This window comes from Spirillospora sp. NPDC052242 (assembly GCF_040679555.1).
Classification (GTDB): Bacteria; Actinomycetota; Actinomycetes; order Streptosporangiales; family Streptosporangiaceae; genus Spirillospora.
In genome coordinates this window covers 187,945-208,968 of record NZ_JBFAUZ010000008.1, presented here as the reverse complement: position 1 = coordinate 208,968, position 21,024 = coordinate 187,945, and the positions used below count along the sequence as shown (strand labels likewise).

The 21,024-nt window shown below is 71.7% G+C and carries 21 protein-coding genes; 8 read left to right on the top strand and 13 right to left on the bottom strand.

Going from position 1 to position 21,024, the window contains the following annotated elements:
* Nucleotides 1–66: 66 nt before the first annotated feature.
* The 8 genes from AB0L25_RS09455 to AB0L25_RS09420 all read right to left on the bottom strand — a co-directional run bounded on the left by AB0L25_RS09455 (nt 67) and on the right by AB0L25_RS09420 (nt 8,808).
* The gene (locus tag AB0L25_RS09455; RefSeq protein WP_500170278.1) at nt 67–666 is read right to left on the bottom strand and encodes a GTP-binding protein; all 600 of its coding nucleotides are present in this window, start codon (nt 664–666) and stop codon (nt 67–69) included.
* Entirely contained in the window at nt 647–1,069 is a 423-nt protein-coding gene (locus tag AB0L25_RS09450) for a DUF742 domain-containing protein (RefSeq protein ID WP_500170277.1), read from the bottom strand. The genes AB0L25_RS09455 and AB0L25_RS09450 overlap by 20 nt, the downstream gene beginning before the upstream one ends.
* The gene (locus tag AB0L25_RS09445; protein ID WP_500170276.1) at nt 1,069–1,479 is read right to left on the bottom strand and encodes a roadblock/LC7 domain-containing protein; all 411 of its coding nucleotides are present in this window, start codon (nt 1,477–1,479) and stop codon (nt 1,069–1,071) included. The genes AB0L25_RS09450 and AB0L25_RS09445 overlap by 1 nt, the downstream gene beginning before the upstream one ends.
* The gene (locus AB0L25_RS09440) at nt 1,476–3,854 is read right to left on the bottom strand and encodes a nitrate- and nitrite sensing domain-containing protein (protein WP_500170274.1); all 2,379 of its coding nucleotides are present in this window, start codon (nt 3,852–3,854) and stop codon (nt 1,476–1,478) included. Before AB0L25_RS09440 ends, AB0L25_RS09445 begins: the two co-directional genes overlap by 4 nt.
* Nucleotides 3,855–4,143: 289 nt before the next feature.
* Complete coding sequence (locus AB0L25_RS09435; protein ID WP_500170273.1) at nt 4,144–5,775, bottom strand: prenyltransferase/squalene oxidase repeat-containing protein; 1,632 nt, start codon at nt 5,773–5,775, stop codon at nt 4,144–4,146.
* Nucleotides 5,772–6,701 (bottom strand): terpene synthase family protein, encoded by a 930-nt coding sequence (locus tag AB0L25_RS09430; protein WP_500170271.1) that lies wholly within the window; start codon nt 6,699–6,701, stop codon nt 5,772–5,774. The genes AB0L25_RS09435 and AB0L25_RS09430 overlap by 4 nt, the downstream gene beginning before the upstream one ends.
* The gene (locus AB0L25_RS09425; RefSeq protein ID WP_500170269.1) at nt 6,698–8,059 is read right to left on the bottom strand and encodes a cytochrome P450; all 1,362 of its coding nucleotides are present in this window, start codon (nt 8,057–8,059) and stop codon (nt 6,698–6,700) included. Before AB0L25_RS09425 ends, AB0L25_RS09430 begins: the two co-directional genes overlap by 4 nt.
* Nucleotides 8,060–8,460: 401 nt before the next feature.
* Nucleotides 8,461–8,808 carry a hypothetical protein gene (locus AB0L25_RS09420; protein ID WP_500170268.1) on the bottom strand — a complete coding sequence of 116 codons (348 nt, stop codon included), beginning with the start codon at nt 8,806–8,808 and terminating at the stop codon, nt 8,461–8,463.
* A 110-nt stretch (nt 8,809–8,918) separates the two neighbouring features.
* Between AB0L25_RS09420 and msrA the strand changes: the two genes are divergently transcribed.
* The 4 genes from msrA (at nt 8,919) to AB0L25_RS09400 (ending at nt 10,864) form a co-directional block, all read left to right on the top strand.
* A complete protein-coding gene (gene msrA / locus AB0L25_RS09415; RefSeq protein WP_500170267.1) occupies nt 8,919–9,575 on the top strand; it encodes a peptide-methionine (S)-S-oxide reductase MsrA in 657 nt (218 codons plus the stop codon).
* 45 nt (nt 9,576–9,620) lie between these two features.
* Complete coding sequence (locus tag AB0L25_RS09410) at nt 9,621–9,932, top strand: hypothetical protein (RefSeq protein WP_051300895.1); 312 nt, start codon at nt 9,621–9,623, stop codon at nt 9,930–9,932.
* Entirely contained in the window at nt 9,908–10,324 is a 417-nt protein-coding gene (locus tag AB0L25_RS09405; protein WP_500170265.1) for a PIN domain-containing protein, read from the top strand. Before AB0L25_RS09410 ends, AB0L25_RS09405 begins: the two co-directional genes overlap by 25 nt.
* A gap of 81 nt (nt 10,325–10,405) precedes the next feature.
* Complete coding sequence (locus AB0L25_RS09400; RefSeq protein WP_500170264.1) at nt 10,406–10,864, top strand: hypothetical protein; 459 nt, start codon at nt 10,406–10,408, stop codon at nt 10,862–10,864.
* Nucleotides 10,865–10,870: 6 nt separating this feature from the next.
* Here the strand turns inward: AB0L25_RS09400 and AB0L25_RS09395 are convergent, their stop codons facing one another.
* A complete protein-coding gene (locus AB0L25_RS09395; RefSeq protein ID WP_500170262.1) occupies nt 10,871–11,461 on the bottom strand; it encodes a TetR/AcrR family transcriptional regulator in 591 nt (196 codons plus the stop codon).
* Nucleotides 11,462–11,533: 72 nt separating this feature from the next.
* Between AB0L25_RS09395 and AB0L25_RS09390 the strand changes: the two genes are divergently transcribed.
* Together AB0L25_RS09390 and AB0L25_RS09385 are read left to right on the top strand one after the other, a co-directional pair.
* Nucleotides 11,534–12,373 carry an SDR family oxidoreductase gene (locus AB0L25_RS09390; RefSeq protein ID WP_500170260.1) on the top strand — a complete coding sequence of 280 codons (840 nt, stop codon included), beginning with the start codon at nt 11,534–11,536 and terminating at the stop codon, nt 12,371–12,373.
* Between the two features lie 21 nt (nt 12,374–12,394).
* The gene (locus AB0L25_RS09385) at nt 12,395–13,060 is read left to right on the top strand and encodes a hypothetical protein (RefSeq protein WP_500170258.1); all 666 of its coding nucleotides are present in this window, start codon (nt 12,395–12,397) and stop codon (nt 13,058–13,060) included.
* Here the strand turns inward: AB0L25_RS09385 and AB0L25_RS09380 are convergent.
* Nucleotides 13,039–13,713 (bottom strand): hypothetical protein, encoded by a 675-nt coding sequence (locus tag AB0L25_RS09380; RefSeq protein WP_500170256.1) that lies wholly within the window; start codon nt 13,711–13,713, stop codon nt 13,039–13,041. The two genes, AB0L25_RS09385 and AB0L25_RS09380, sit on opposite strands and share 22 nt — an antisense overlap.
* Before the next feature lie 156 nt (nt 13,714–13,869).
* Between AB0L25_RS09380 and AB0L25_RS09375 the strand changes: the two genes are divergently transcribed.
* Nucleotides 13,870–15,000: a sensor histidine kinase gene (locus tag AB0L25_RS09375; RefSeq protein WP_500170254.1), complete on the top strand. Its 1,131-nt coding sequence runs from the start codon at nt 13,870–13,872 to the stop codon at nt 14,998–15,000.
* Nucleotides 14,997–15,644, top strand: a complete 648-nt coding sequence (locus AB0L25_RS09370; protein ID WP_500170252.1) for a response regulator — start codon at nt 14,997–14,999, stop codon at nt 15,642–15,644. Before AB0L25_RS09375 ends, AB0L25_RS09370 begins: the two co-directional genes overlap by 4 nt.
* Here the strand turns inward: AB0L25_RS09370 and AB0L25_RS09365 are convergent.
* The 3 genes from AB0L25_RS09365 to AB0L25_RS09355 all read right to left on the bottom strand — a co-directional run bounded on the left by AB0L25_RS09365 (nt 15,633) and on the right by AB0L25_RS09355 (nt 20,604).
* Nucleotides 15,633–16,259, bottom strand: a complete 627-nt coding sequence (locus AB0L25_RS09365) for a TetR/AcrR family transcriptional regulator (RefSeq protein WP_500170250.1) — start codon at nt 16,257–16,259, stop codon at nt 15,633–15,635. The two genes, AB0L25_RS09370 and AB0L25_RS09365, sit on opposite strands and share 12 nt — an antisense overlap.
* A gap of 79 nt (nt 16,260–16,338) precedes the next feature.
* Complete coding sequence (locus AB0L25_RS09360; protein ID WP_500170249.1) at nt 16,339–17,340, bottom strand: AMP-binding enzyme; 1,002 nt, start codon at nt 17,338–17,340, stop codon at nt 16,339–16,341.
* Between the two features lie 24 nt (nt 17,341–17,364).
* Complete coding sequence (locus AB0L25_RS09355; RefSeq protein ID WP_500170247.1) at nt 17,365–20,604, bottom strand: carboxyl transferase domain-containing protein; 3,240 nt, start codon at nt 20,602–20,604, stop codon at nt 17,365–17,367.
* Nucleotides 20,605–21,024 lie beyond the last annotated feature (420 nt).

Below are 21,024 nucleotides of genomic sequence, written 5' to 3'. Positions count from 1 at the left end.
CCCCCCCGCCCCCCCCCCCCCCGCCGCCCCCGCCGGGCCCCCCCCCCCCGGCCGCTTCGTAAGCCTTTAGACCGGTTGTTCTTCGGTGATGCCGCGGGCCTTCATGGCGTGCAGGACGAGGTCGATGAGGACCTCCTTGCACGAGTCGAGCTTGCGGGCGTCGCAGAGCATGACGGGGACCTTCGGGCCCAGGTTGAGGGCCATCTGGATCTCCTCCAGGTCGTACTGCTGCGCGCCCTCGAAGCAGTTGACGGCGACGATGAAGGGGGTGTTGCGGCGCTCGAAGTAGTCGACCGAGGGGAAGCAGTCGGACAGCCGGCGGGTGTCGGCGAGGACGACCGCGCCGAGCGCGCCGAGCGTGACCTCGTCCCACATGAACCAGAACCTCTGCTGCCCGGGCGTGCCGAACAGGTACAGGACGTACTCGTCCCGCATGGTGATGCGGCCGAAGTCCATCGCGACGGTCGTCGTCTGCTTGCGTTCGACACCGGAGACGTCGTCGACGCCGACGCTCTCGTCGGTCAGAATCTCCTCGGTCCGCAGCGGGCGGGTCTCCGAGACGGTCCCGACCATCGTGGTCTTGCCGACCCCGAAGCCGCCCGCGATGACGATCTTTACCGCGGTGGGCAGCCGACGCGCGCGCACACTAGAGGGCCCGGAGACCATCGATCACCGCCTTGTAGAGCCTGATGTCGTGCATGTCCGCCTCCGGCTCGGGCTCCTGCATCATGACGAACCCCTTGTCGAGGAGGTCGCCGAGCATGACCCGGACGGTCGCGACGGGAAGGTCGAGGTGGCCGGTGAGCTCCGCCACCGACATCACCGACTGGCACAGCCGGATGATCGCCAGGTGTTCGGGGCCGAGGCCGATGGCGCCCTCGGGTTCCGGTCCGGACGCCACCACCAGCGTGATGAGGTCGAACTTGCCGCGGGCGGGTTCGATCCGCCCGCTGGTCATCACGTACGGGCGGACCATGGGGCCCGCGTGGTCGTCGAGCAGTTCGTTCTCGGCCGGGGGCCGCGGCGCCGGCTCGTCCGGCCAGCGCTCGGTATCCTCGGGAGGCATCATCAGGAGCCCGCCTCGGTCCGCGACGGCGACGTCAGGTGGTGCCCCATGCTCGTGACCAGCATCGCCATCTCGTAGGCGATCAGGCCGACGTCGGCCTCCTCCTCGGCGAGGACCGCCAGGCAGGCGCCCTTCCCGGCGACGGTGACGAGCAGGAACGCCGACTGCATCTCGATGATCGTCTGCCGGACCGGGCCGCCGCCGAAGCGGACCCCGGCACCCTTGGCCAGGCTCTGGATCCCCGCCGCGACCGCCGCCAGGTGCTCGCCGTCGTCCTGCGTGACCCCCTCGGAGGAGGCCATGAGCAGGCCGTCGGCCGACAGGACGACCGCGCTGCGGGCGTGCGGGAGCCGATGGACGAGGTCGTCCAGCAGCCAGCCCAGGTCGGATGCGGACCCCGTCTTCTGCGTCACTGCTCTTCCTCGCCTTCCGGTGTGTTGCCGAGGGTCGCGGCCGCGTCGTTGCGGCCCTGCCGGGTGCCGCGCTGGTACGACCCCATGATCCGCTTGATCTCCTCGGGGGAGCGGCCGGGGTCGTCGTCCTCGTCCGGCTGCGGGGCGGCGCCGGCCTCGTCGGTGCGCAGGGGTTCGGCAAGGTTCGCCTGCGGCACCCGGACGGGCAGTCCGGACGGTGTGGTGGAGATGTCGGGCACGGGTGGGAGGTCCTCCGGCTCGATGGTCACGGGACGTTCCCCGGTGTCCGCCAGGGGGACGTCCGTCTGGGAGCGCGGCTCGTCCGCGGGGGCGTCCCGCCGGACGGGCGGGACGGACGCGCCGTCGTCGGTGCCGTCGTCGCCCCGGGGCGTCCAGGGGGCTTCGGTGCCGCGGTCGCCGTTCGCGGGTCCGGAGCCGCCGGGCACCGCGACCAGTGCGGGCCCGGCCGCGGGCGCCGCGGCCCTCGCGCCGACCCCGGCCGGCTGGCGGACCTCCAACCCGTTCGGTGTGGTGGTTCCGCTCTTCGCCGCGGCGGCGGCGGCGCGGAGGCGGTCTTCCGGCTGTTCGACGATGAGCTCGCTGGGGATCACGACGACCGCGGTGGTGCCGCCGTACGCGGAGCGCTTCAGCATGACCTGGAGGCCGTACCGCTCGGCGAGCTTGCTGACCACGAACAGACCGAGCTGCACGGAGCTCTGCAGGTTGAAGTCGGGCGGGTCGGCGATCCGCTGGTTGATCTCGGCGAGCTTCTCGTCGGTCATGCCGAGCCCGCGGTCCTCGATGTCGATGGCGAAGCCGTTGCCGACCAGGTGGCCGCCGACCTGCACGACGGTGTCCGGCGGGGAGAACGACACCGCGTTCTCGATCAGCTCGGCCAGCAGGTGGGTGACGTCGCCGACGGCGCGTCCGGCGAGCCCGATCGGGCCGAACGGGAGGACGGTGACGCGGGTGTAGTCCTCGACCTCGCCGACGGCGGCGCGGACGACGTCCACCATCGGCACCGGGTTGCGCCAGCCGCGGGCGGGGAGGGCGCCGGACAGGACGATGAGGTTCTCGGCGTTGCGCCGCATCCGGGTCGCGAGGTGGTCGAGGCGGAACAGCTCCTCGAGTTCCTTCGTCTCGATGTCGCGGCGCCGCTCCATCGTGTCGAGCATGGTGAGCTGCCGGTGGACGAGCGTCTGGGTGCGGCGGGCGAGGCTCAGCAGGACGTCGCGGATGCCGCGGCGCAGTTCGGCCTGCTCGACGGCGGTGCGGATCGCGGTCTCCTGGACGACGTTGAACGCGCGGCCGACCTGGCCGATCTCGTCGTTGCCGAACTGCAGCGGCGGGGCCTCGGTGGCGACGTCGACCTTCTCGCCGTGCCCGAGGCGTTCGACGACACCGGGGAGGCGCTGCTCGGCCAGTTCGAACGCGGCGCCGCGCAGCTTCTCCAACTGCCGGACGAGCGCCCGCGCCGTGGTGATCGACACGACGACCGACGCGATGACGGCGAGCAGGCCGAGACCGCCGGCCAGCGCGAGCCGGAGGACCACGCCCATGACGACGGGGGTGGTGCGTTCGAGGAGCCGGTCTCCGGCGTCGAGCACGAGCTTGTCGTGGCCCGTCATGATGGGCTCGACGGCGGCCTGCCACTCCGCCGCGGTGACCGCGGGCCTGCTGCTGGTGCGGGCCTGCTGAATCACGCGCTCCTCGAGGCCGTGGAGCTGGCGGTAGGCGGTGCCGTTGCGGAACTTCTCGTACTCGGCGCGATCGGCGGCGGGCAGCTCGCCCACGGCCTCGTCGAAGAGGAACCGCTGGGTGCCGACGAGCCGGTTGAACTCGATGGCCTCGGCCGTGGTGAGGCGTCCGGCGGCCAGCGCACCGGTGAGCAGGGCGTCCTCACGGGAGAGGACCTCGCGGGCCCGGGTCAGGGCGATCAGGGTGCGGCTGTCCTTGGCGATGACCTCGTCGTCCACGCCGGCGCTCGTGTTGAAGATGCGGAACGTCGCGTCGATGACGGTGTTGAACGTCTCCGCGGCCTGGAGCCGGTCCGTGCCCCGGTCGATGGACTGCCGGGCGGCGCCGAGCTCGCCGAGGCTCGCGATCGTCTCCCTGACGCGCTTCCATCCGATGTCGCTGGTCGCGTCCTTGGTGTCCTCGTTGTCGGCGAGTTCGCGGAACGTGCTCGAAATCCGGTCGGTGCGGGCACGCTGGGTGTCCAGGGTTTCCCGCGCCTGCGGGGAGGGGCGCCCCAGGTACGCCATCGTGACCCGGCGTTCTTCCTGCAGGGCCGTGATGAGGTCGTTGCCGGGACGGCCGGTGTTGGCGTCGAGGGTGCCGACCTCGAGCAGGTCAAGGCCGTCGCGCAAAGTCACCCATGCGGCGAATCCCCAGAGGGCGACGAGTGACAGCAGAAGCGCCGTGACCTTGAGTCGCACGCGCGAATTGCGCAAGCGCATTGTACCTGCCCAGAAATAGATAGCGTCATGGGTACGTGTCAGGGGTCGAGCCCGGAGCGCCCGATTTCGTGTGGCATGACGGGGGCGAAACACGTGACCGTTTCGTTGCCGTGCAGAACTGTAGCAACGCCGCCATACCCACTCAAGGCGAATGCCGACAACGGGTACGATGTCCTATTTGAGCATCCATGAGGCTTTTGTTAGCCTAGAGGCGCCTGTCTTTTGGCGCGAAGCCGCGGCGGGTGAGATGAAGCGCGGCGAGGATTTCGGCGTCGACGATCGCCGTGGGGTGATAGAGGTCTTTATCATGCCACAGGGCCGGACGCGGCTCGTCGTCGGCCGAGCGGAGCAGCCATCGGCGTCCGTCCGTTACCGCCCGCGCGACCGCCGAGTCCGCGTTCGTCCCGGTGAGCAGCAGCGTCTGGAGCGCGTACGCCGTTTCCTCGGCGGTTCCGTTCCACGCACCCCACGAACCGTCAGATCGCTGCGTGGCCAGCACCCAGCGGATCGCCCCGGCCACGGCGTCCCGTCCGGCGTCGCCGCCGAACTCCGCGAGCGCGAGCGCGCAGGACACCGTGGCGTAGTAGGGGGACGCGTGCCACCGGTCATGCCAGCTTCCCTCCTCGTGCTGCTGGTCGCACAGCCACGATGAGAGCTTCCTCACGATTCCGGAAGAATGCTGAACGGACATCCCCGGGTCGGGCGAGCCCGTTCCGATGTCCTTCAAGTATCGGCCGAAGGCGCTGAGAACATGCGCGTTCACGCTGGCCGAATGGCCGTCTTCACCCGGCCAGGTGCAGAAATGGGTGTCGGTCTCGTAATGCAGCAGCGAGGTGGGCGCGCACCTGACGCCGAGGAGCGACAGCGAGTAGAGGGTCATCGCGGTCGTATCGGCGTCGGCGGGCAGGCCCGCCGCCGCCGGAGTGCCCTCGGGGCCGAGGCCCGCAAGAAGTTCCGTAACGAGTTCCGCCGGCACGTCCGGGGAGAGTCCGGCACGCACCAGGGTGCCGAGCACCCAGGAGCGTTCGAACATCGTGACGGGCACGCCGCACGGGACCGGTCCGCCCTGGCTGCGCACGACGGTCTCCAGGAAACGCCGAGCGGGATGCCCCGGGTCTGCGGCGCCGGCGTCACCGAGCCAGGCGGCGGTCGCGGCCGGAGCCGCGCCGATCGCGCCCGTCGGAGCGGGGTGCGCCCCGGCCGCGCCCGCCCCGGCAGGACCGGCCACCTCCAGCGCGTGGAAGAGCTTGACCGGCAAGGGAACGCCCGCGTCCAGCGCGGCCAGGACGGCGGCCAGCCGCCCGCCGTCGAACCAGGCGGGCAGCGCGGGCGCTCCCCGGCGGACCCAGTCGCGCAATACCGTCGACGACGAGTCCCGCAGACCGCGCAGACGATCGTCGATCGAGCCGGTCAGCGAGGCCATGATGACGTCCGCCGCGGGCATGTCGGGCACGTCGGCCGGGGCGAGCCGCGCGAGCAGCCGCGCCAGCATGCCGAGCGCGCGGTCGGCGGCGCGTTCCAGGGCCGCCCGATCGGGTCCGTCCGGCGCCCGCTCCAGGCAGGCGATCAGCGCGTCCGCCGCGCTCAGCGTCGGGACGAGCGCGTAACCGCCCGGGCCGCCCCAGCCGCCGTCCGGCCGCTGCGACTCCAGTAGATAGGCGATGCGCCTCCCGTGACCGGTGAGCCACGGAGCGAGCACGACGAGCCGCGCGGTCTCGTAGACGGACGGCGAGACCTGCCCCCAGGGCTCTCGGATCAGGCTCCTGACCAACTCGTTCGCCGCGGCCCGGTGATCGGCCCCGGTCGAGGTCGCGGTGGCGCGGTCGTCGACGGTCACAGGCTCCCCCAATAGTCGGTGGTCCCGTAGAAGCCGGTGCTGTAGCCGATCTGCCGCTCCAGATAGTCGGCCTCGCGCGGGCAGGTCTCCCGCAGTGGCCGCAGCAGCTCACGGCACTCGTCGACGATCGCGGCGATCCGTCCGGTCACCCCCGCGCGGTCCACGCCGAGCATGAGGGAGTTGAGGTCGCCCCACGTGACGTCCCGCTCATAGGTGGCGAGGTCGTTGAGCAGCCGCAGCACGCGCTGCACCTCCTCGCCCACCCGCCACAGTTCGTCGAGGTGGTCGAGCGTCCGCCGGTCGCCCGTGAAGATCCAGTGCGCGACGTTGACGAGCGACGACCCGAAATTGTCCGCGTTGGCGACGTACTCCTCGAAGGACGGCGCGGTACCGGGGTCCTCCTGGAAGCGTGCCTTCCACTCCCACTCCCGCGCCATCGCCGTCAGGTACCGCTCGAGCTGCCGCCGCCACAACCGCTCGCCGGACTCGAACGCGGGGACGGACGCGAGATCGTCCTGCAGGTCGGCCAGGCAGCGTGCGAGCTCGGAAGCGGCCGTGGCCGGCTCGGTGCCGGGACGGCTCCCGGAAGCCGGACGATCCGGAACGGCCGTGCATGCGCGGACGACCGAGGCGACGTCGTCGCGCGTCTCGGCGCAGTAGTCCACGACCCAGTCGGCGCCGAAGACCCACAGCGACGCGCGGACGGCGATGCGCAGCCGGTCCGCGGACTCCCAGGGCGCGCCGAACGCGTTGGCCATCGCGACCGTGCCGAACAGGCGGCCGTCGAACGGCCGGGCGGAGAACAGGACGGGATAGGACTCCGCCCACTTCTCCAGGTCGCGCTGGCAGTCGGCGGCCAGCGCCGCGGTCCTGCCGGCCTCCAGCGCCCGCTGTATCTCGTCCTCGGCGATGCTCTGCGTCGTCACTGCCGCCCCTTCGGCACGAGGGAGATGTCCACCCGCTCCCGCGGGATCAGCGTGAGTCTCACCTGCGGTTCGACGGGTTTCTCGTTCTGCACCACCGGACGGAACCGCTGCAGCAGGGTCGCGGTGATCAGCTGCGCCTCGATGGTGAAGAAGAGGGTCCCGACGCACTGGTGGGGCCCGGCGCCGAAGGCCATGTACGCGAACCGGTGGCGACCCTTGGCGCGGGCGGGGGAGAACCGGTCCGGGTCGAAGACGTCCGGGTCGGGCCATACGTCGCCGAGCCGGTGCGTGAGGTAGGGGCTGATCAGGACGGTCTTGCCGCCCTTGATCCGCACCCCGTCGATGACGTCGTCGGCGACGGACGTCCGGGGGATGATCCAGCCGATGGAGTACTTCCGGAGCAGCTCCTGGATGACCGTCTTCGTGTAGCGGAGCTCCGGCGGGTGCGCGCGGCCCGGCGGGTCCGAGCCCAGCACGGCGTCGACCTCGGCGTGGACCTTCTCCGCCACGTCCGGACGGTCGTTCAGCACCACCCACAGCCAGGTGAGGGCCGTCGCGGTCGTCTCGGTCCCGGCGGTGAACATGGCCACCACGCCGTCGCGGACCTGCTGGTCGTTGAGGCCGCGCCCCTGCTCGTCCCGCGTCTCGATCAGCATGGAGACGATGTCGCGCTCGATGACGTCGCCCCGCCGCGCCTCCCGGACCAGCGGGAGGATCACGTCGTCCACCGCCTGGACGGCGGACCGGAACGCCTTGTCGCCGGGGAGCGGCACCGACAGCGGGACGAACGGCATCAGCATCCGGAAGCCGATCGACCTCGTCGCCGTCCTGATCGCGTCGGCCAGATGGTCCGCTTCGTCCAGCGAGATCCGGTTGCCGAAGAAGACCCGGATGATGGCCCGCTGCACGATGCGGGTCATCTCGGTCTGGGAGTCCACCGCGACCCCGGTCGCCCGTTCGCCCAGCCGGTCGACGCCCTCGGCGATCGTCCGCGCCATCTCGTCCGTCACGGAGGCGATGTTCGGCCCCGACATCAGCCGCTGGAAGATCCCCCTGTTCAGAGCCCACTCGGGCCCTTCCCCGGCGATCTCGCCCACCAGCCGGGTGAGCGGCTTCCACATCATGCCTTCGCGCGGGTAGTTCGCGGCGTTGTCGCGCAGGACGTGCTGAACATGATCGGGGTGCGTCACGAGATAGGGACGGAAGACGCCCAGATCCACTCGGGTGATCTCCCCGTTCGCTTCCCGGCCGAGTTGCTCGAACGCGCCGAGGGGATCGCGGAGGAGTTTGGGAATGCCTTGCAGGAATGGAATCCTGCCGGGCTTCCTTGCCATCTGCGGGACGAGATCAGTGGTCATGTCCGCCTGCCGTCATGCGAGGTATCCGAACATCGAAAGCTGGCGAGATTGAGTTGTTTTTCTGGTTTACCAGACCGCCCTAGAGGGGACATGTCATGGTTTGGAGTGACCTGTGCGCTTTGTGACGTTCGATGGAAGTATCACATGATCGTTTGGGTGGGGCAAGGTTGCGAGAGGGGCGAATTGGGAGTCATTGTCTGTGGTGTGCGTCACTGACGAACGCGTTGTCAGAAAAATTGACCGAACGCCTATATGCAAGGCGTGTTCAGTCAATCACCCAAAGTGATGGCGCCGTGGATGCGGCAACGGGCGTAATCGAACAATAGTTCGACATCCCGTCAGGTTCCTGGATAATTAGCCAGTGAAATAAAGGCCGGTGTTCCCGGCTGTCGGCCGTTCCGTCATCCGGTGGGCAGCAGCGGCGGCCACGTGAGCCGGCCCGTCACCCGGAAAGCGCCGGAGAACGTCCGGCCGTCGCACCGCACCCGCACCGTGTGGGTGCCGGACTCGACGCCCTTCCGTACGACGACCGAGCCCACGCCCTCGTGCAGCCGCACCCTCGCGAACGCCGGGGACGACACCGTCCCCGCATCGCACCCGGGCACCGAAACCTGCACCTCGTCGCCCGGCCGCGCCATCCCGGGATCCACCGTCACGCCGCCGCGCTCACCGGTCGTGGCCTCGCCCGCCGCGGGCACCGCCAGCCCCGCGGCGATGAGGGCGCCCCCCAGGACAGTGACGCTGAGCACGCGCAACGAAACTCCTCGAATCGGAATGTGACGCCCGGCACTTTAGCCGCTCCCGCGCATCCGCTCCAGAGGAGCCGCTGACCTCCGCTCCGAAGAGCTAACCTGAAGACATGTTCGGCCTAGCCAAGACCCAGATGGTCACCCCGGAGAAGGCGCTGCCCGGCCGGGACGAGCCCATCCCGGTGCCGCCGCGCCACGACGTCCTGGACGCCCCCCTCGCCCCGCCCTACCCGGACGGCGTCGAGATCGCCGAGTTCGCCCTCGGCTGCTTCTGGGGCGCCGAACGCAAGTTCTGGCAGACCCCCGGCGTCGTCTCCACCGCCGCCGGCTACGAGGGCGGCTACACGCCCAACCCCACCTACGAAGAGGTTTGCAGCGGCCTCACCGGCCACACCGAGACCGTCCGCGTCGTCTACGACCCCGCGAAGATCACCTTCACCGACCTCCTGCGCGTCTTCTGGGAGGCCCACGACCCCACCCAGGGCATGCGCCAGGGCAACGACGTCGGCACCCAGTACCGCTCCGCGATCTTCTACCGCGACGACGCCCAGCGCGCGGCCGCCGAAGCCTCCCGCGACGCCTACCAGCCCGTCCTCACGTCCGCCGGCTACGGCCCGATCACCACCGAGATCACCGCCGCGACCGACTTCTACTTCGCCGAGGACTACCACCAGCAGTACCTCTCGGACAACAAGAACCCCAACGGCTACTGCGGCATCGGCGGCACCGGCCTCTCCTGCCCGGTCGGCGTCGCTCCGGTCGAGTAGCGGATACCGCCCTCAGTTTGCTACTTGAAGTAGTAAACTGAGGGCATGGCTGCGGAGGAGAAGGAGTTCGGGCTGGGCGAAGGCCCGGCCGTGAAGGCGAGCGTCTCGCTAAGAGCCGGGAACATCCGCGCCGTCCGTGAACGGGTGGGAAGCCGTGGTTTCTCCGCCTACGTCGATGCCGCCGTCGAGCGCCAGATAGAGCGCGACCTGCTCGAAGAGGCATTGCAGGCCAATGAGAACGCTTCCGGGCCGATCCCGCAGGCGCTGCGCGACGAAGCCGCAGATCTCTTCCGTGCCGTCAAGGCTGCGCCCGAGTTGCAGGAGGGCGCCGAGTGGGCCGGTCACGAAGCAGGCTGAGCGCGGGCACGCTCGTCCTCGACTGTGAAGGCCTGGTCAAGTGGTGCCAGGCCGATCAACGCGTCACGGCTCTGGTCCGCGAAGCTCAGGACAACGACTTTCGTGTCGTGATCAGCGCGCTCACTCCGATCGAAGCCCAAGACGTCCGGACCAAGCCGGACCGCCTCCGCTGGTACCTGTCCAGGCTCCGCGTCGAACCGGTCACCGAAGAGATCAGTACGGCCGCCATCGACCTGCTTCGCGCCCACCGGCTTCACGGGCACAAGTACGCGATCGACGCGGTCGTCGCCTCCACGGCGCACCGGGCTCCGAAGCCCGTGGTCCTCCTGACCTCCGATGAGGACGACATGACGACCCTCTGCGGGAAGTCCGTCAAGGTGGTCGCCGTATGACTCGGCCGACCTCGACCGTCCGGTCTGGATGCACGTGTATCGAGGGCCGGGGCCGGTGACGGCCGGGGCGGGAGGGTGGCCGTGAGCGGGGGCGAGGCCGATCGTCTGGGGCGGGTGCTCACTCCGGAGGACGTCCAGGCGATCGGGATGCTCGATCTGCAGCGGCTCGCGCGGGAGAACGCCGGCCGGGAGTTCCAGGCCGACGAGCCCGCCTTCGGCGTCCTCAACTGCCTGCGCATGTGGGAGAACCTGATCCTGCGCATGGAGGAGGGGTGGCGGCGGCAGGACTACTACATGGTGTACGAGTACTTGAACGTCCTTACCGTCAGGAACGGTATCGAGGACTTTCTCGACGCCATGTCGCCTGGCTTGCGCGCCAAGGTCGGGAGCTGCGTGGACAGGCTCGATGCCCGCTACCGCGCCGTGACGTACGACGACGGCGGGGAGGAGCTCGCGCGGTACTGGCGGCCGCTGGCCGAGGGGCGGGAGGTCCGCTGGTGGTGGACCCGGTGTCCCGCCGAGTTCCCGCCCGGGTGGTGAGCCGGGTCAGGGCTTCGGGGCGGGGAGGGTGTCGAGCCAGCGGGTGAGGCGGGCGCCTTCGCGGGTCATGATGCCGGGGTCGCGGAGGGCGTTGGCCAGGACGGACATGCCCTGGTAGCCGGCGACGAGCGTGACGGCGAGGCCGGACGGGTCGGGTAGGCCGAGCTCGCGGAACTGGCGCTCGACCCAGCCGAGGAGGACGCGGACGACGTTCGCCGCCTCGACGTCGAGTCCGCCTTCGGGACGTTTGTCGAGTTCGGTGGCCAGCGTGCCGGTGGGGCAGCCGTAGCGGGCGGCGACGTCCCGGCGGTCGACCCATGCGTCGATCAGGCCCTTCAGGCGGTCGAGGGGGTCGGGCAGCTCGTCGAGCCGGTCCGTGAGACGGGTCAGGTTCGCGGCGTGCTCGTGCAGGGCGGCCTGGACGAGGTCGTCCTTGGTCTTGAAGTAGTAGTACACGTTCCCGGTCGGGACGTCGGCGGCCTTCGCGATGTCGGCGATGGTGGTGCGTTCGACGCCCTGTTCGTGCAGGACGCGCGCGGCGGCGGCCGTCAGCCGGCGGCGCTTGTCGCTCGCCCGGGACCTCGTTGAGTCAGTCACCCGACTAACTGTAGTCCGGAGAACCTGCTACGGTTCCGAGTTAGTTAGCCAACTGACTCAAAGGAGATCGGCATGATCGTGGTGACCGGGGCGACCGGGAACGTCGGCGGGGCCGTGGTGCGTCTGCTGACCGGGGCGGGCGAGAAGGTGACCGCCGTGTCGCGGCACATCGCCGACGCGCCCGAGGGGGCCGTGGCGATGCGGGCCGACCTCGCCGACGCCGCGAGCCTCCGCCCCGCGCTGGACGGGGCCGACGCGGTGTTCCTCTGCCCCGCCGGCGACCTGCTCGCCGGCGCGGGCGACCCGGCCGGGCTCGTCGGGACGATCGAGGCGGCGGGCGTGCGGCGCGTGGTGCTGCTGTCCTCGCAGGTGACCGCGACCAGGCCGAAGGCCGTCTCGCACGCCCGGCTGCGCGAGTTCGAGCAGGTCGTCCGCGACTCGGGGCTGCGATGGACGATCCTGCGGCCCGGCGGCTTCGCGTCCAACGCCTACGCCCACATCGCGAGCGTCCGCGCCGACCGGACGATCGCGGCCCCGTTCGGCGACGTGGGGCTCCCGCTGATCGACCCCGCCGACATCGCCGAGGTCGCGGCCGCCGCGCTGCGGGACGGGCGGCACGCGGGGCGCACGTACGTCCTGACCGGCCCGGCGGTGATCACCCCGCGAGAGCAGGCGGCGGCGATCGGCGCCGCCATCGGCGTCGAGCTGGGCTTCACGGAGCTGACCCGCGAGCAGGCGATGGCGGTGTTGTCCCAGGTCATGCCGGGGCCCGTCGCGGACGGCACCCTCGACATCCTGGGCGCGCCGACGGACGAGGAGCTCGCGATCAGCCCCCACGTCGAGGAGGTCCTCGGGCGCGCGCCGCGCTCGTTCGCCGCGTGGGCCGAACGCAACGCCGCGGCCTTCCGCTGAGCGGCGCGGCATGATGGCCCGGTGGGGTTCGGAACGTACGCGCGGCGGGTCCGCGACGAGGCGTCGGACCCGCGTGCCCGGTACGCCGCGCTCCGCTGCGCCGTCGGCCGCTACAGTCCGCTGGGCTTCAACGCGACGTGGGCGTACGTCACGGCGGTCGCGCGTCCGCTGCCGGACGTCCGCCGCGACGTCCCCGCGCTGCTGCGGGCCCTCGACGTCCTGGAGGCGAGCCGGTCGGTGCTGCTGGCGGAGACGGCGGCGTTCGCGGCGGTCCGCCGCGCCGAGAAGGCCGCGGGCCGCCGGACGCCGCGGCCCGCCGACCTGGCGCCGTTCGCGACGCCGCGCTGGCCCGGCCGGGCGGCGCCGTCCCGGCTGGGGCTCGTCGCGGCCGTGGCCGACCGGCACCGCTGGTTCCGCGGGCTGCCGTTTCCCGACGCGTCCCTGCTGACGGACGAGCGGGCCCGCGACCTCGCCGACCTGCGCGACCGTCTCGAGGCGGCGGCCGGCGGGTACCTCGCGCGGCTGGGGGAACCGGACGGCGCCGTCCGGGGCTCCGCCGCCGAGGCTCTGCGGGGGATCGACGCGTTCGTCCGTCCCGGCTACGCGCCCCTGAACACGTACGTGCTGCCGTGGCGCCGGTTCGCCGCCCTTTTGGAGTACGCGGCTCAGCCGAGGGACGAGACGTAGGCGAGGGCGCCGAGTGCCGCGGCGAGGGCGGCGGTGCGGGCGAGCGCGCGGGACGACGGGCGCGGGGCGTCCAGCAGGACGCGGGCGCCGCAGGGGACGAGCGCCGCGGCGAGCCCGGCGGTCGCGGCGATCGACAGGGGCGTGGTGCCCTTCAGGACGCCGAGGGGCAGGGCGGCCGCGAGCGCGAGGGCGAGCGCGCGGGGCGCGCCGAGGGCGCCGGCCCGGTGCGCGCCGAGGGCGAGCAGCGGCCAGCCGAGCATGATCGCGAACGAGGCGTAGCGGAACACGTGGAAGCCCGTGTAGGAGTCGGCGACGGCTTCGGTCGCGGCGCCGACCCCCTGCGCGTCGACCAGCCGGAACGCCAGGTGGTCGGCGCCCGCGTGGAACGTCCGGGCGAACAGCCCGACGATCGTCAGCGCGCCGCCGAGCGCGGCCGTCCGGTTCAGGCCGATCAGGTGCAGGACGGCGGGGCAGAGGACGATCGTGCCGACGGCGAACGCGCTGTAGGAGGCGGTCATGAGGACGGGGTGACCGTCGAACGCGGCGAGCTGGTCGGGAAAGAAGAACGGGTAGCGCGCGCGCAGCAGAACCCCAGCCATGAGTAGCGCGGGCCCCAGGATCAGTGACATGCCCGTGAGATGCGTCTTGGTCATGCCCCAACGGTCGTGGTTTCAGGCCAACGGCGAATCAGCCCGCGATGGACGATCGGGATGTCCTCCCAGGGCGACACTCATGGACGTTCATCCTCCTGCAGGACGATCCACACTGGGCTGATGTGCGGGGCACATCGTCCGGATACCGTTCGGCACGTGGAAGGCCGTCGTGGTTTCGTGCTCGATCTGGTCGCCGCGTTCGCCGTGGTGGTCGCGAACGTGCTCGTGGCAGGCAACCTCCTCAAAGACCGCGACGATTTCTCGCTGTGGTTTCTGGGGTCGGTGTTCGTGGCCTTGGGGCTCGGGTGCGTTCTCGGCACGCGCCGCCGGGCTCCTGTGGCCGCTCTGTACGTTGCCCTGGGTCTGTCCGGGGCAGCCACTGTCGCGGGCTTGCTGTGGGAGCCGTTCGTGGTGGTCTCGCTCGCGCTTTACCTGGTCGCCGCCCAGGGCGGTTCGAGGCGGACATTGGTGTGGTGCGGCGGTATCGCACTGGGCGCGACGTCGCTGGGACAGGTCGTCCACCCGAGGTGGGAGTGGCCGGTCGCCGCCGGATGGGCCGTGGCGGGCGCCGCGCTCTGCACGGTGACGTGGACGATCGGACGGTTCGTCCGGGCGCGGCGGCTCGACGCCGAGGCCCTCGAACGGCAGCGCGAGCGGCAGATCGTGATGGACGAACGGCTGCGGATCGCCCGCGAGATGCACGATGTGGTCACGCACGGCATGGGGCTCATCGCGGTCAAGTCCGGCATCGCCAACCACATCGCGGGGGAGCGGCCGGAGGAGGCGCGGGAGGCGCTGCGGGTGATCGAGGCGACCAGCCGGGAGGCGCTCGTGGAGATGCGCAGGCTGCTGGGCGTCCTGCGGGACGGGTCGGAGCCGCCGGCGCCCGGCCTGGCCGGGCTCGCGGACATCGCCGCGCGGGTGCGGACGGCGGGCGTGGACGTGGACCTGGCGATCGCGTGCCCGGACGGCCTGCCGGACGGTGCGGGCCTCGCGGTGCACCGGATCGTGCAGGAGGCGGTCACGAACGTCGTCAAGCACGCCGCCCCGGCGCGGTGCGCGGTGCGCGTCCACGATGATCAAGGCGTGGTGCGGATCGAGGTGACCGACGACGGGCCCGGCGGCGCCGCCGGCGCGGGCGGGCACGGCCTGGTGGGGATGCGGGAGCGCGTCGCGGTGTACGGCGGGTCCTTCGAGGCCGGGCCGCTGCCGGGGCGGGGGTTCCGGGTGGTCGCGACGCTGCCCTACGCGGCGGCCGCGACGCCGGCCCGGGGAGCGGACGCGTGACCGTGCGGGTGCTGATCGCGGACGACCAGGCGCTGCTGCGGGGCGGTTTCCGCGCCCTGATCGAGACCGCGCCGGGACTGGCGGTCGCGGGCGAGGCGGCGGACGGCGCCGAGGCGGTGCGCGCCGCGCGCGAACTGCGGCCCGACGTCGTGCTGATGGACGTCCGGATGCCCGGTACGGACGGGATCGAGGCCACGCGTCGGATTCGTGCGGACACCGACGTGCGCGTCCTCATCCTGACGATGTTCGACCTCGACTCCTACGTGTTCGCGGCCCTGCGCGCGGGGGCGAGCGGGTTCCTGCTCAAGGACGTTCCGCCCGCCGATCTGCTCGCGGCCGTGCACGTCGTCGCGTCCGGGGAGGGCCTGCTCGCCCCGACCGTGACCCGGCGGCTCATCGAGGAGTTCGCGCGGCGTCCCGAGCCGGGACGGGCGCCGGCGCGGCGGCTCGACGGGGTGACCGGACGGGAGCGCGAGGTGCTCGCGCTTGTCGGGCGCGGCCTGTCGAACGGGGAGATCGCCGAGCACCTGCACCTGAGCTTGGCGACGGTGAAGACGTACGTGGGGCGGCTGCTGGCGAAACTGCACGCCCGGGACAGGGCGCAGTTGGTCATCGTCGCCTACGAAACCGGGCTAGTCCCCTGACGCTTCGGGGAGACCCAGGAGACGCAGGTACATCGCCGTCAGGTGGTTTACCGTCTCGTCGTACCCGGACGGGTTCGCCGCAACGTGGTGGGCGAACTGGGTGAAGATCCCGTAGGTGGCCTCGGCGATGACGGGGGCGGGCGCGGCGGGCCGGGCGCGGCCCTGGACGGCCAGCCGTTCGATGTACCGGGACGTGCGGTGCATCGGCCGTTCGCGTATCTCGCGCCAGATCGCGTGGATCCCGGGGTCCGCGAGGGCCTGGTGCTCGATGACCGTCATCAGTTCGAGGTTGTCGGTGCAGGCCCGCAGGAAGGCCGCACTGGACTCGCGGGCCAGCTCGTACGGGTCGTCCGCGTTCACGCCGGGGAGTTCGTGGGCGGCGAGGAAGGCGTCCCGGACGCGCAGGGCGACGGCCTCGAACACGTCGGCCTTGGACGCGAAGTAGATGTAGAACGCGGCCCGGGAGACCTCCGCCTCCCGGGTGATGTCGGCGATGGTGGTGCGGGCGTAGCCGATCCGGCCGAACACCCGGGCGGCGCAGTCGAGGAGCAGGGAACGGGTCTCGCTCTCCCTGCCTTCGCGGGCGGTACGGGCCGCCCAGGGTGTCTTGGTCATATCGATCCAGGGTATGCGGGTCCGCCGCGGGCCGAGCGCCCCGACCGTCCGGGACGGCCTGGGACGGCCCGGGCGGCGGTCAGCCGGACAGCTCCGCGATGATCGCCTGCCGGAGCCGGTACTTCTCGACCTTGTTGGTGGGCGTGCGCGGGATGTCGTCGACGATCCGGACGTGCCGGGGCCGCATGTACTTCGGCATCGCGCCGGCCGCGAACGCGTGCACCGCCTCCTCGGTGAGCCCGGGTTCGGCGGCGACGACGAACGCGCACACGTCGTCCTCGTCACCCTCGCGGCCGGGGATGGCGAAAACGGCACAGAACTGGATCTTCGGGTGCTGGTTGAGCAGGTCCTCGACCTGGAAGGACGACAGGTTCTCGCCGCGGACGCGGATGCGGTCGCCGAGCCGGTCGACGAAGTAGAACAGGCCGTCGTCGTCGCGGACGGCGGCGTCCCCCGTGTGGAACCACAGGTTGCGGAACGCGGCCACGGTCGCTTCTGGCTTGCCCAGGTACTCCTTGAGGAAGAGACCGGGGAGACGTGGGCGCAGTGCAAGTTGCCCTTGCTCTTCCGGGGCGCACTCTTCGTCGTGCTCGTTCAGGACGGTCGCGTCCACGAACGGGGTCGGGGAGCCCATCAGTCCCTTGCGCGTGACCGTTTTCCCTTGGACGACCGTGACGCCGTGACGTGCGGCGACTTCGGCGACCTGTTCGTGTGTCAGGCCCCGGTAGAGGTCGGGAGGGGTGCCCTCACCCGGCGGGGTCTCCTCCATGAGGATCGAGAGCGGCGCCCCGGATTCCGTCTGCCCGAACCCGGCGGTGACGAAGTCGATCCCGAAGCGCGTTGCGATTTCGTGGTGCTGCAGGGGGAGCGGCTGCATGTGGACCTTGTTGAGCGTGTTGCGGCGGTCGCTGCCCGCGATCGCGTCGGTGCGGCGCGCGAAGTCGGCGAACGTGAGGGTGACGCCGTCCTCGCCGTAATGGAAGAACGGCCTGTCCCCGGCGACGGTCGCCCAGTGGTCCAGGCGGGCGGTCACGATCTCCCCGTCCGCCCGCAGGCGCGCGGCCAGCTCGTGCTGGTTCATGGCGAATCCTCCTGTCGGGGCCGGTCAGGGGCGGGCGCCGAACGACGGGCGTCCGGTCAGTTCGGGCAGCAGCCGATAGGCGTCGCGGACCCAGTCGCACAGCAGGGCGCGGCTGTCGCGCGGGTCGATGAGGTCCTGGACGCCGAAGCGTTCGGCCGTCCGGAACGGCGAGGTGATCGCGGCGAGCTGCGCGCGGAGCCGTTCGAGCTCCCGCTCCGGATCGTCGGCCTTCTCCAGGTGCGCGCGGAACGCCGCCTCGATCCCGCCCTGCACCGGCAGCGACCCCCAGTCGCCCGACGGCCACGCCCAGCTCCGTCCGGGCCGGTGCCGGTTCACGATCCCGGCCCCGCCCACCCCGTACACGCGACGCAGGATCAGCTCGGCCTGGGGAACCCTCGCCTGGTACACGGCGGCGATGGCGCGCGCGCCGTGCCGGATGGTCGCGCGCCGTTCGGCGGACGACCCGATCGTCATCCCGGCCTGGTCGGTGAGGCTGACGATCGGCAGATGGAACGTCTCGCACAGGTCCACCAGGCGGGTCACGGCCTGCGCGCCCTCGGCCGACATCGTCGCGCCCTTGAACGGGTCGGCGGCGATCACCCCGACCGGGCGGCCGTCCAGGCGCGCCAGCGCGGTGACCGTCGCGCCCCCGTACTCGGCGTACCGGAACACCGAGCCCGCGTCGAACACGGCGTCCAGGATCGGGTCGATGCGGTACGGCGCGCGCGGGTTGCGCGGGACGGCCGTCAGCAGGTCGTCGGTGCGGCGGTCGGCCGGATCGGTGGCGGGGGAGACGGGCGGAAGCTCGAAGACGCTGCCCGGCAGGTACGACAGGAACCGCCGGACGACGTCGAAGGCGGCCTCCTCGGTGGGGACGAAGCGCTCGATCGCGCCGTTGCCCCGGTGGATCCCGGCGCCGCCGAGCTCCTCCTTCGTGAGGTCCTCGCCGGTGCCGCCCCGCACGACGGGCGGCCCGGCCGTGAAGAGCTGCCCGATTCCCTCCACCATGACCGACAGGTGCGACATGACGAGCCGGGCCGCGCCGAGGCCCACGGTCGGCCCGAGGCACGCGGCGACCACCGGGACCAGCGACATGTTGTCCACGACCGCGTCCCACGCCGGATTCACCGGCAGGTACGTGAACCCCGCCTCCGTCGCCATCTTGACGCTGCCGCCGCCGCTCGCGCCGTCCAGCAGCCGGACGACCGGCAGCCGCATCTCCCGCGCGTACTCCTCGGAATACACCTGTTTGGCATGGATCGCCGCATCCCCGGACCCGCCCCGGACCGTGAAGTCGTCCGCCCCCAGCACGACCTTGCGGCCGTCGATCCGGGCCGTCCCGGCCACGAAGTTCGCGGGCAGCAGCGAAGCGAGCCGCCCGTCCGGGCCGTGCTCGGCGAACCCGGTCAGCGACCCGATCTCCGCGAAGCTCCCGGGATCGACCAGGAGGTCGATGCGCTCCCGCACGGTCAGCCGGCCCGACGCGTGCTGCCGCGCGACCTTCTCCGGCCCGCCCATCCGGTGGGCCAGCTCCCGGCGGCGATGGATCTCCTCCACCTCGGCCGCCCAGCCGTCGTCCGCGGGCGCGCTCTCCTCCGCCGCGCCCGTCACGTCCGCCGGCTCGACGAAGAACAGCGGAGCGCCCTCGTCGACCAGCTCCCCCTTCGCCGCGACGACCTTCCGGACGATCCCGCCCGAACCCGCCCGGACCACATGCTCCATCTTCATGGCCTCCAGGACCATGAGCCGGGCGCCCGGCGCCACCCGGTCGCCCTCGGCGGCCTCCACGCCGACGACCGTGCCCTGCATGGGCGCGACGATCGCGTCCGTCCCGTCCGGAACCGCCACGGCCGATTCGATGGACTTTTCGCCACCGGTTCGTTCGTCGCTGTCGAAGTAAAGGCGCCGATGGTCGCCCTCAAGAAGCTCGGCCAGATGGTCGGCCACGAACGTTGTCGTCCAGTTCCCCTCGGCGACGTCCGGATGCCGCAGAAGGCTCTGCAGTAGGGGAATGCTGGTCGACACCCCTTCCACATGGAACTCGCCCAACGCCCCGTAGGCCCGAGCCAGAGCGTCCCCGAACGTGCTCCCACGCGCGATGACCTTCGCGATGAGCGAGTCGTACCGCGGGCTCGTCCGGTACCCGGGGTAGCCGTACGTGTCGACCCGCACCCCCGGCCCCGTCGGCGGGACGAACGCGCGCAGCCTCCCCGCGCTCGGACGCGGCGCCCCATCGCCGTCGAGCGTCTCCAGGTTGACGCGAACCTGCACGGCGAAGCCGTCCGGTTCGGGCGTCCGATCGAGACCCACCTCCCGCAGCGACGCACCGTCCGCGAGCCGGATCTGCGCCCGCACCAGATCGACGCCCGTGACCTCCTCCGTCACCGTGTGCTCCACCTGGAGGCGAGGGTTCGCCTCGATGAACCAGAACTCGTCGCCCTGCACGAGGAACTCGAACGTCCCGAGACCCTCGTAGCGGACGTGCCCCGACATCCGGACGGCCGCGTCGAACAGCCGTTCCCGCAGGTCCGCGTCCAGCCCGGGGCTCGGGGCGACCTCCACGAGCTTCTGGTGCCGCCGCTGCACGCTGCAGTCCCGATCCCACAGATGCCGCACCGCCCCGGACCCGTCCCCCGCCACCTGCACCTCGACGTGCCGAGCCGCCGCGAGCAGCCGCTCCACGTACAGGTCCCCGTTCCCGAACGCCTGCCGCGCCTCCGAACGGCACCGCTCGTACGACTCGTCCAGTTCGTCCGGCCCCATGACCGCCCGCATCCCGCGCCCGCCGCCGCCCGCGAGGGCCTTGAGCATCACGGGCCCGTGCTCCGCCGCGAACGCCCGCGCCTCCGCGAGCGTCGTCGCGCCCCGCGTCCCCGGGATCACCGGCACCCCGAGCTCCACCGCGAGCGCCCGCGCCCGCGCCTTGTCCCCGAACAGCTCCAGCAGCTCCGGGCGCGGCCCGACGAACGTCAGCCCCGCCTCCGCGCACCTGCGGGCGAACCCCGCGTTCTCGCTCAGGAACCCGTAACCCGGATGGACGGCGTCGCACCCGGTCTCCCGCGCGGCCTCGACGAGCCGTTCGACGTCCAGGTAGGCCGCGACGCCCTCGCCGGGAAGCTCGTGCGCCGCATCGGCGATCCGCGTGTGCAGGGACCCCGAGTCGTCCCGCGCGTGCACGGCGACGGACCGCACCCCGAGCTGCGCGGCGGCGCGGGCGATCCGGACGGCGATCTCTCCTCGATTGGCCACCAAGATGCCCTGCATGCCGCCCCTCACCTGCGCGTTGACACTGACGTCAACGCCATCATGCGGCCCCCGCGCCGCATTTGGCAAGTGTGCACCGACACACGATGACCCCTCCCCCGCTGTACGAAATGCCCACCGGGCGCCCGTCCTGAAAGCGGGCCGAACCGCCCACCTGGCCGACGAGTGCTGATCGGCCCTGCTCACCGGTGGCCCGGCTCAGACGCCGCCGGACGTGCGAGGTCGGCCCGCCACGCGTATGGCGAACCCGCCACGTGGCGGACCCGCCTGGCTCGGTCCGCCGCCGGGAGCGCCGGGTCGAACCCGCCACGCGCGGGGGCGAATCTGCCGCGCGTGGGTGCGGGCCCGCCCCGCGCCGGCCCGGGGCGGGCCCGCCCCGGGCGCCGGTTCGCCGCCGACATCGCCTTCGGCGGACGGAGC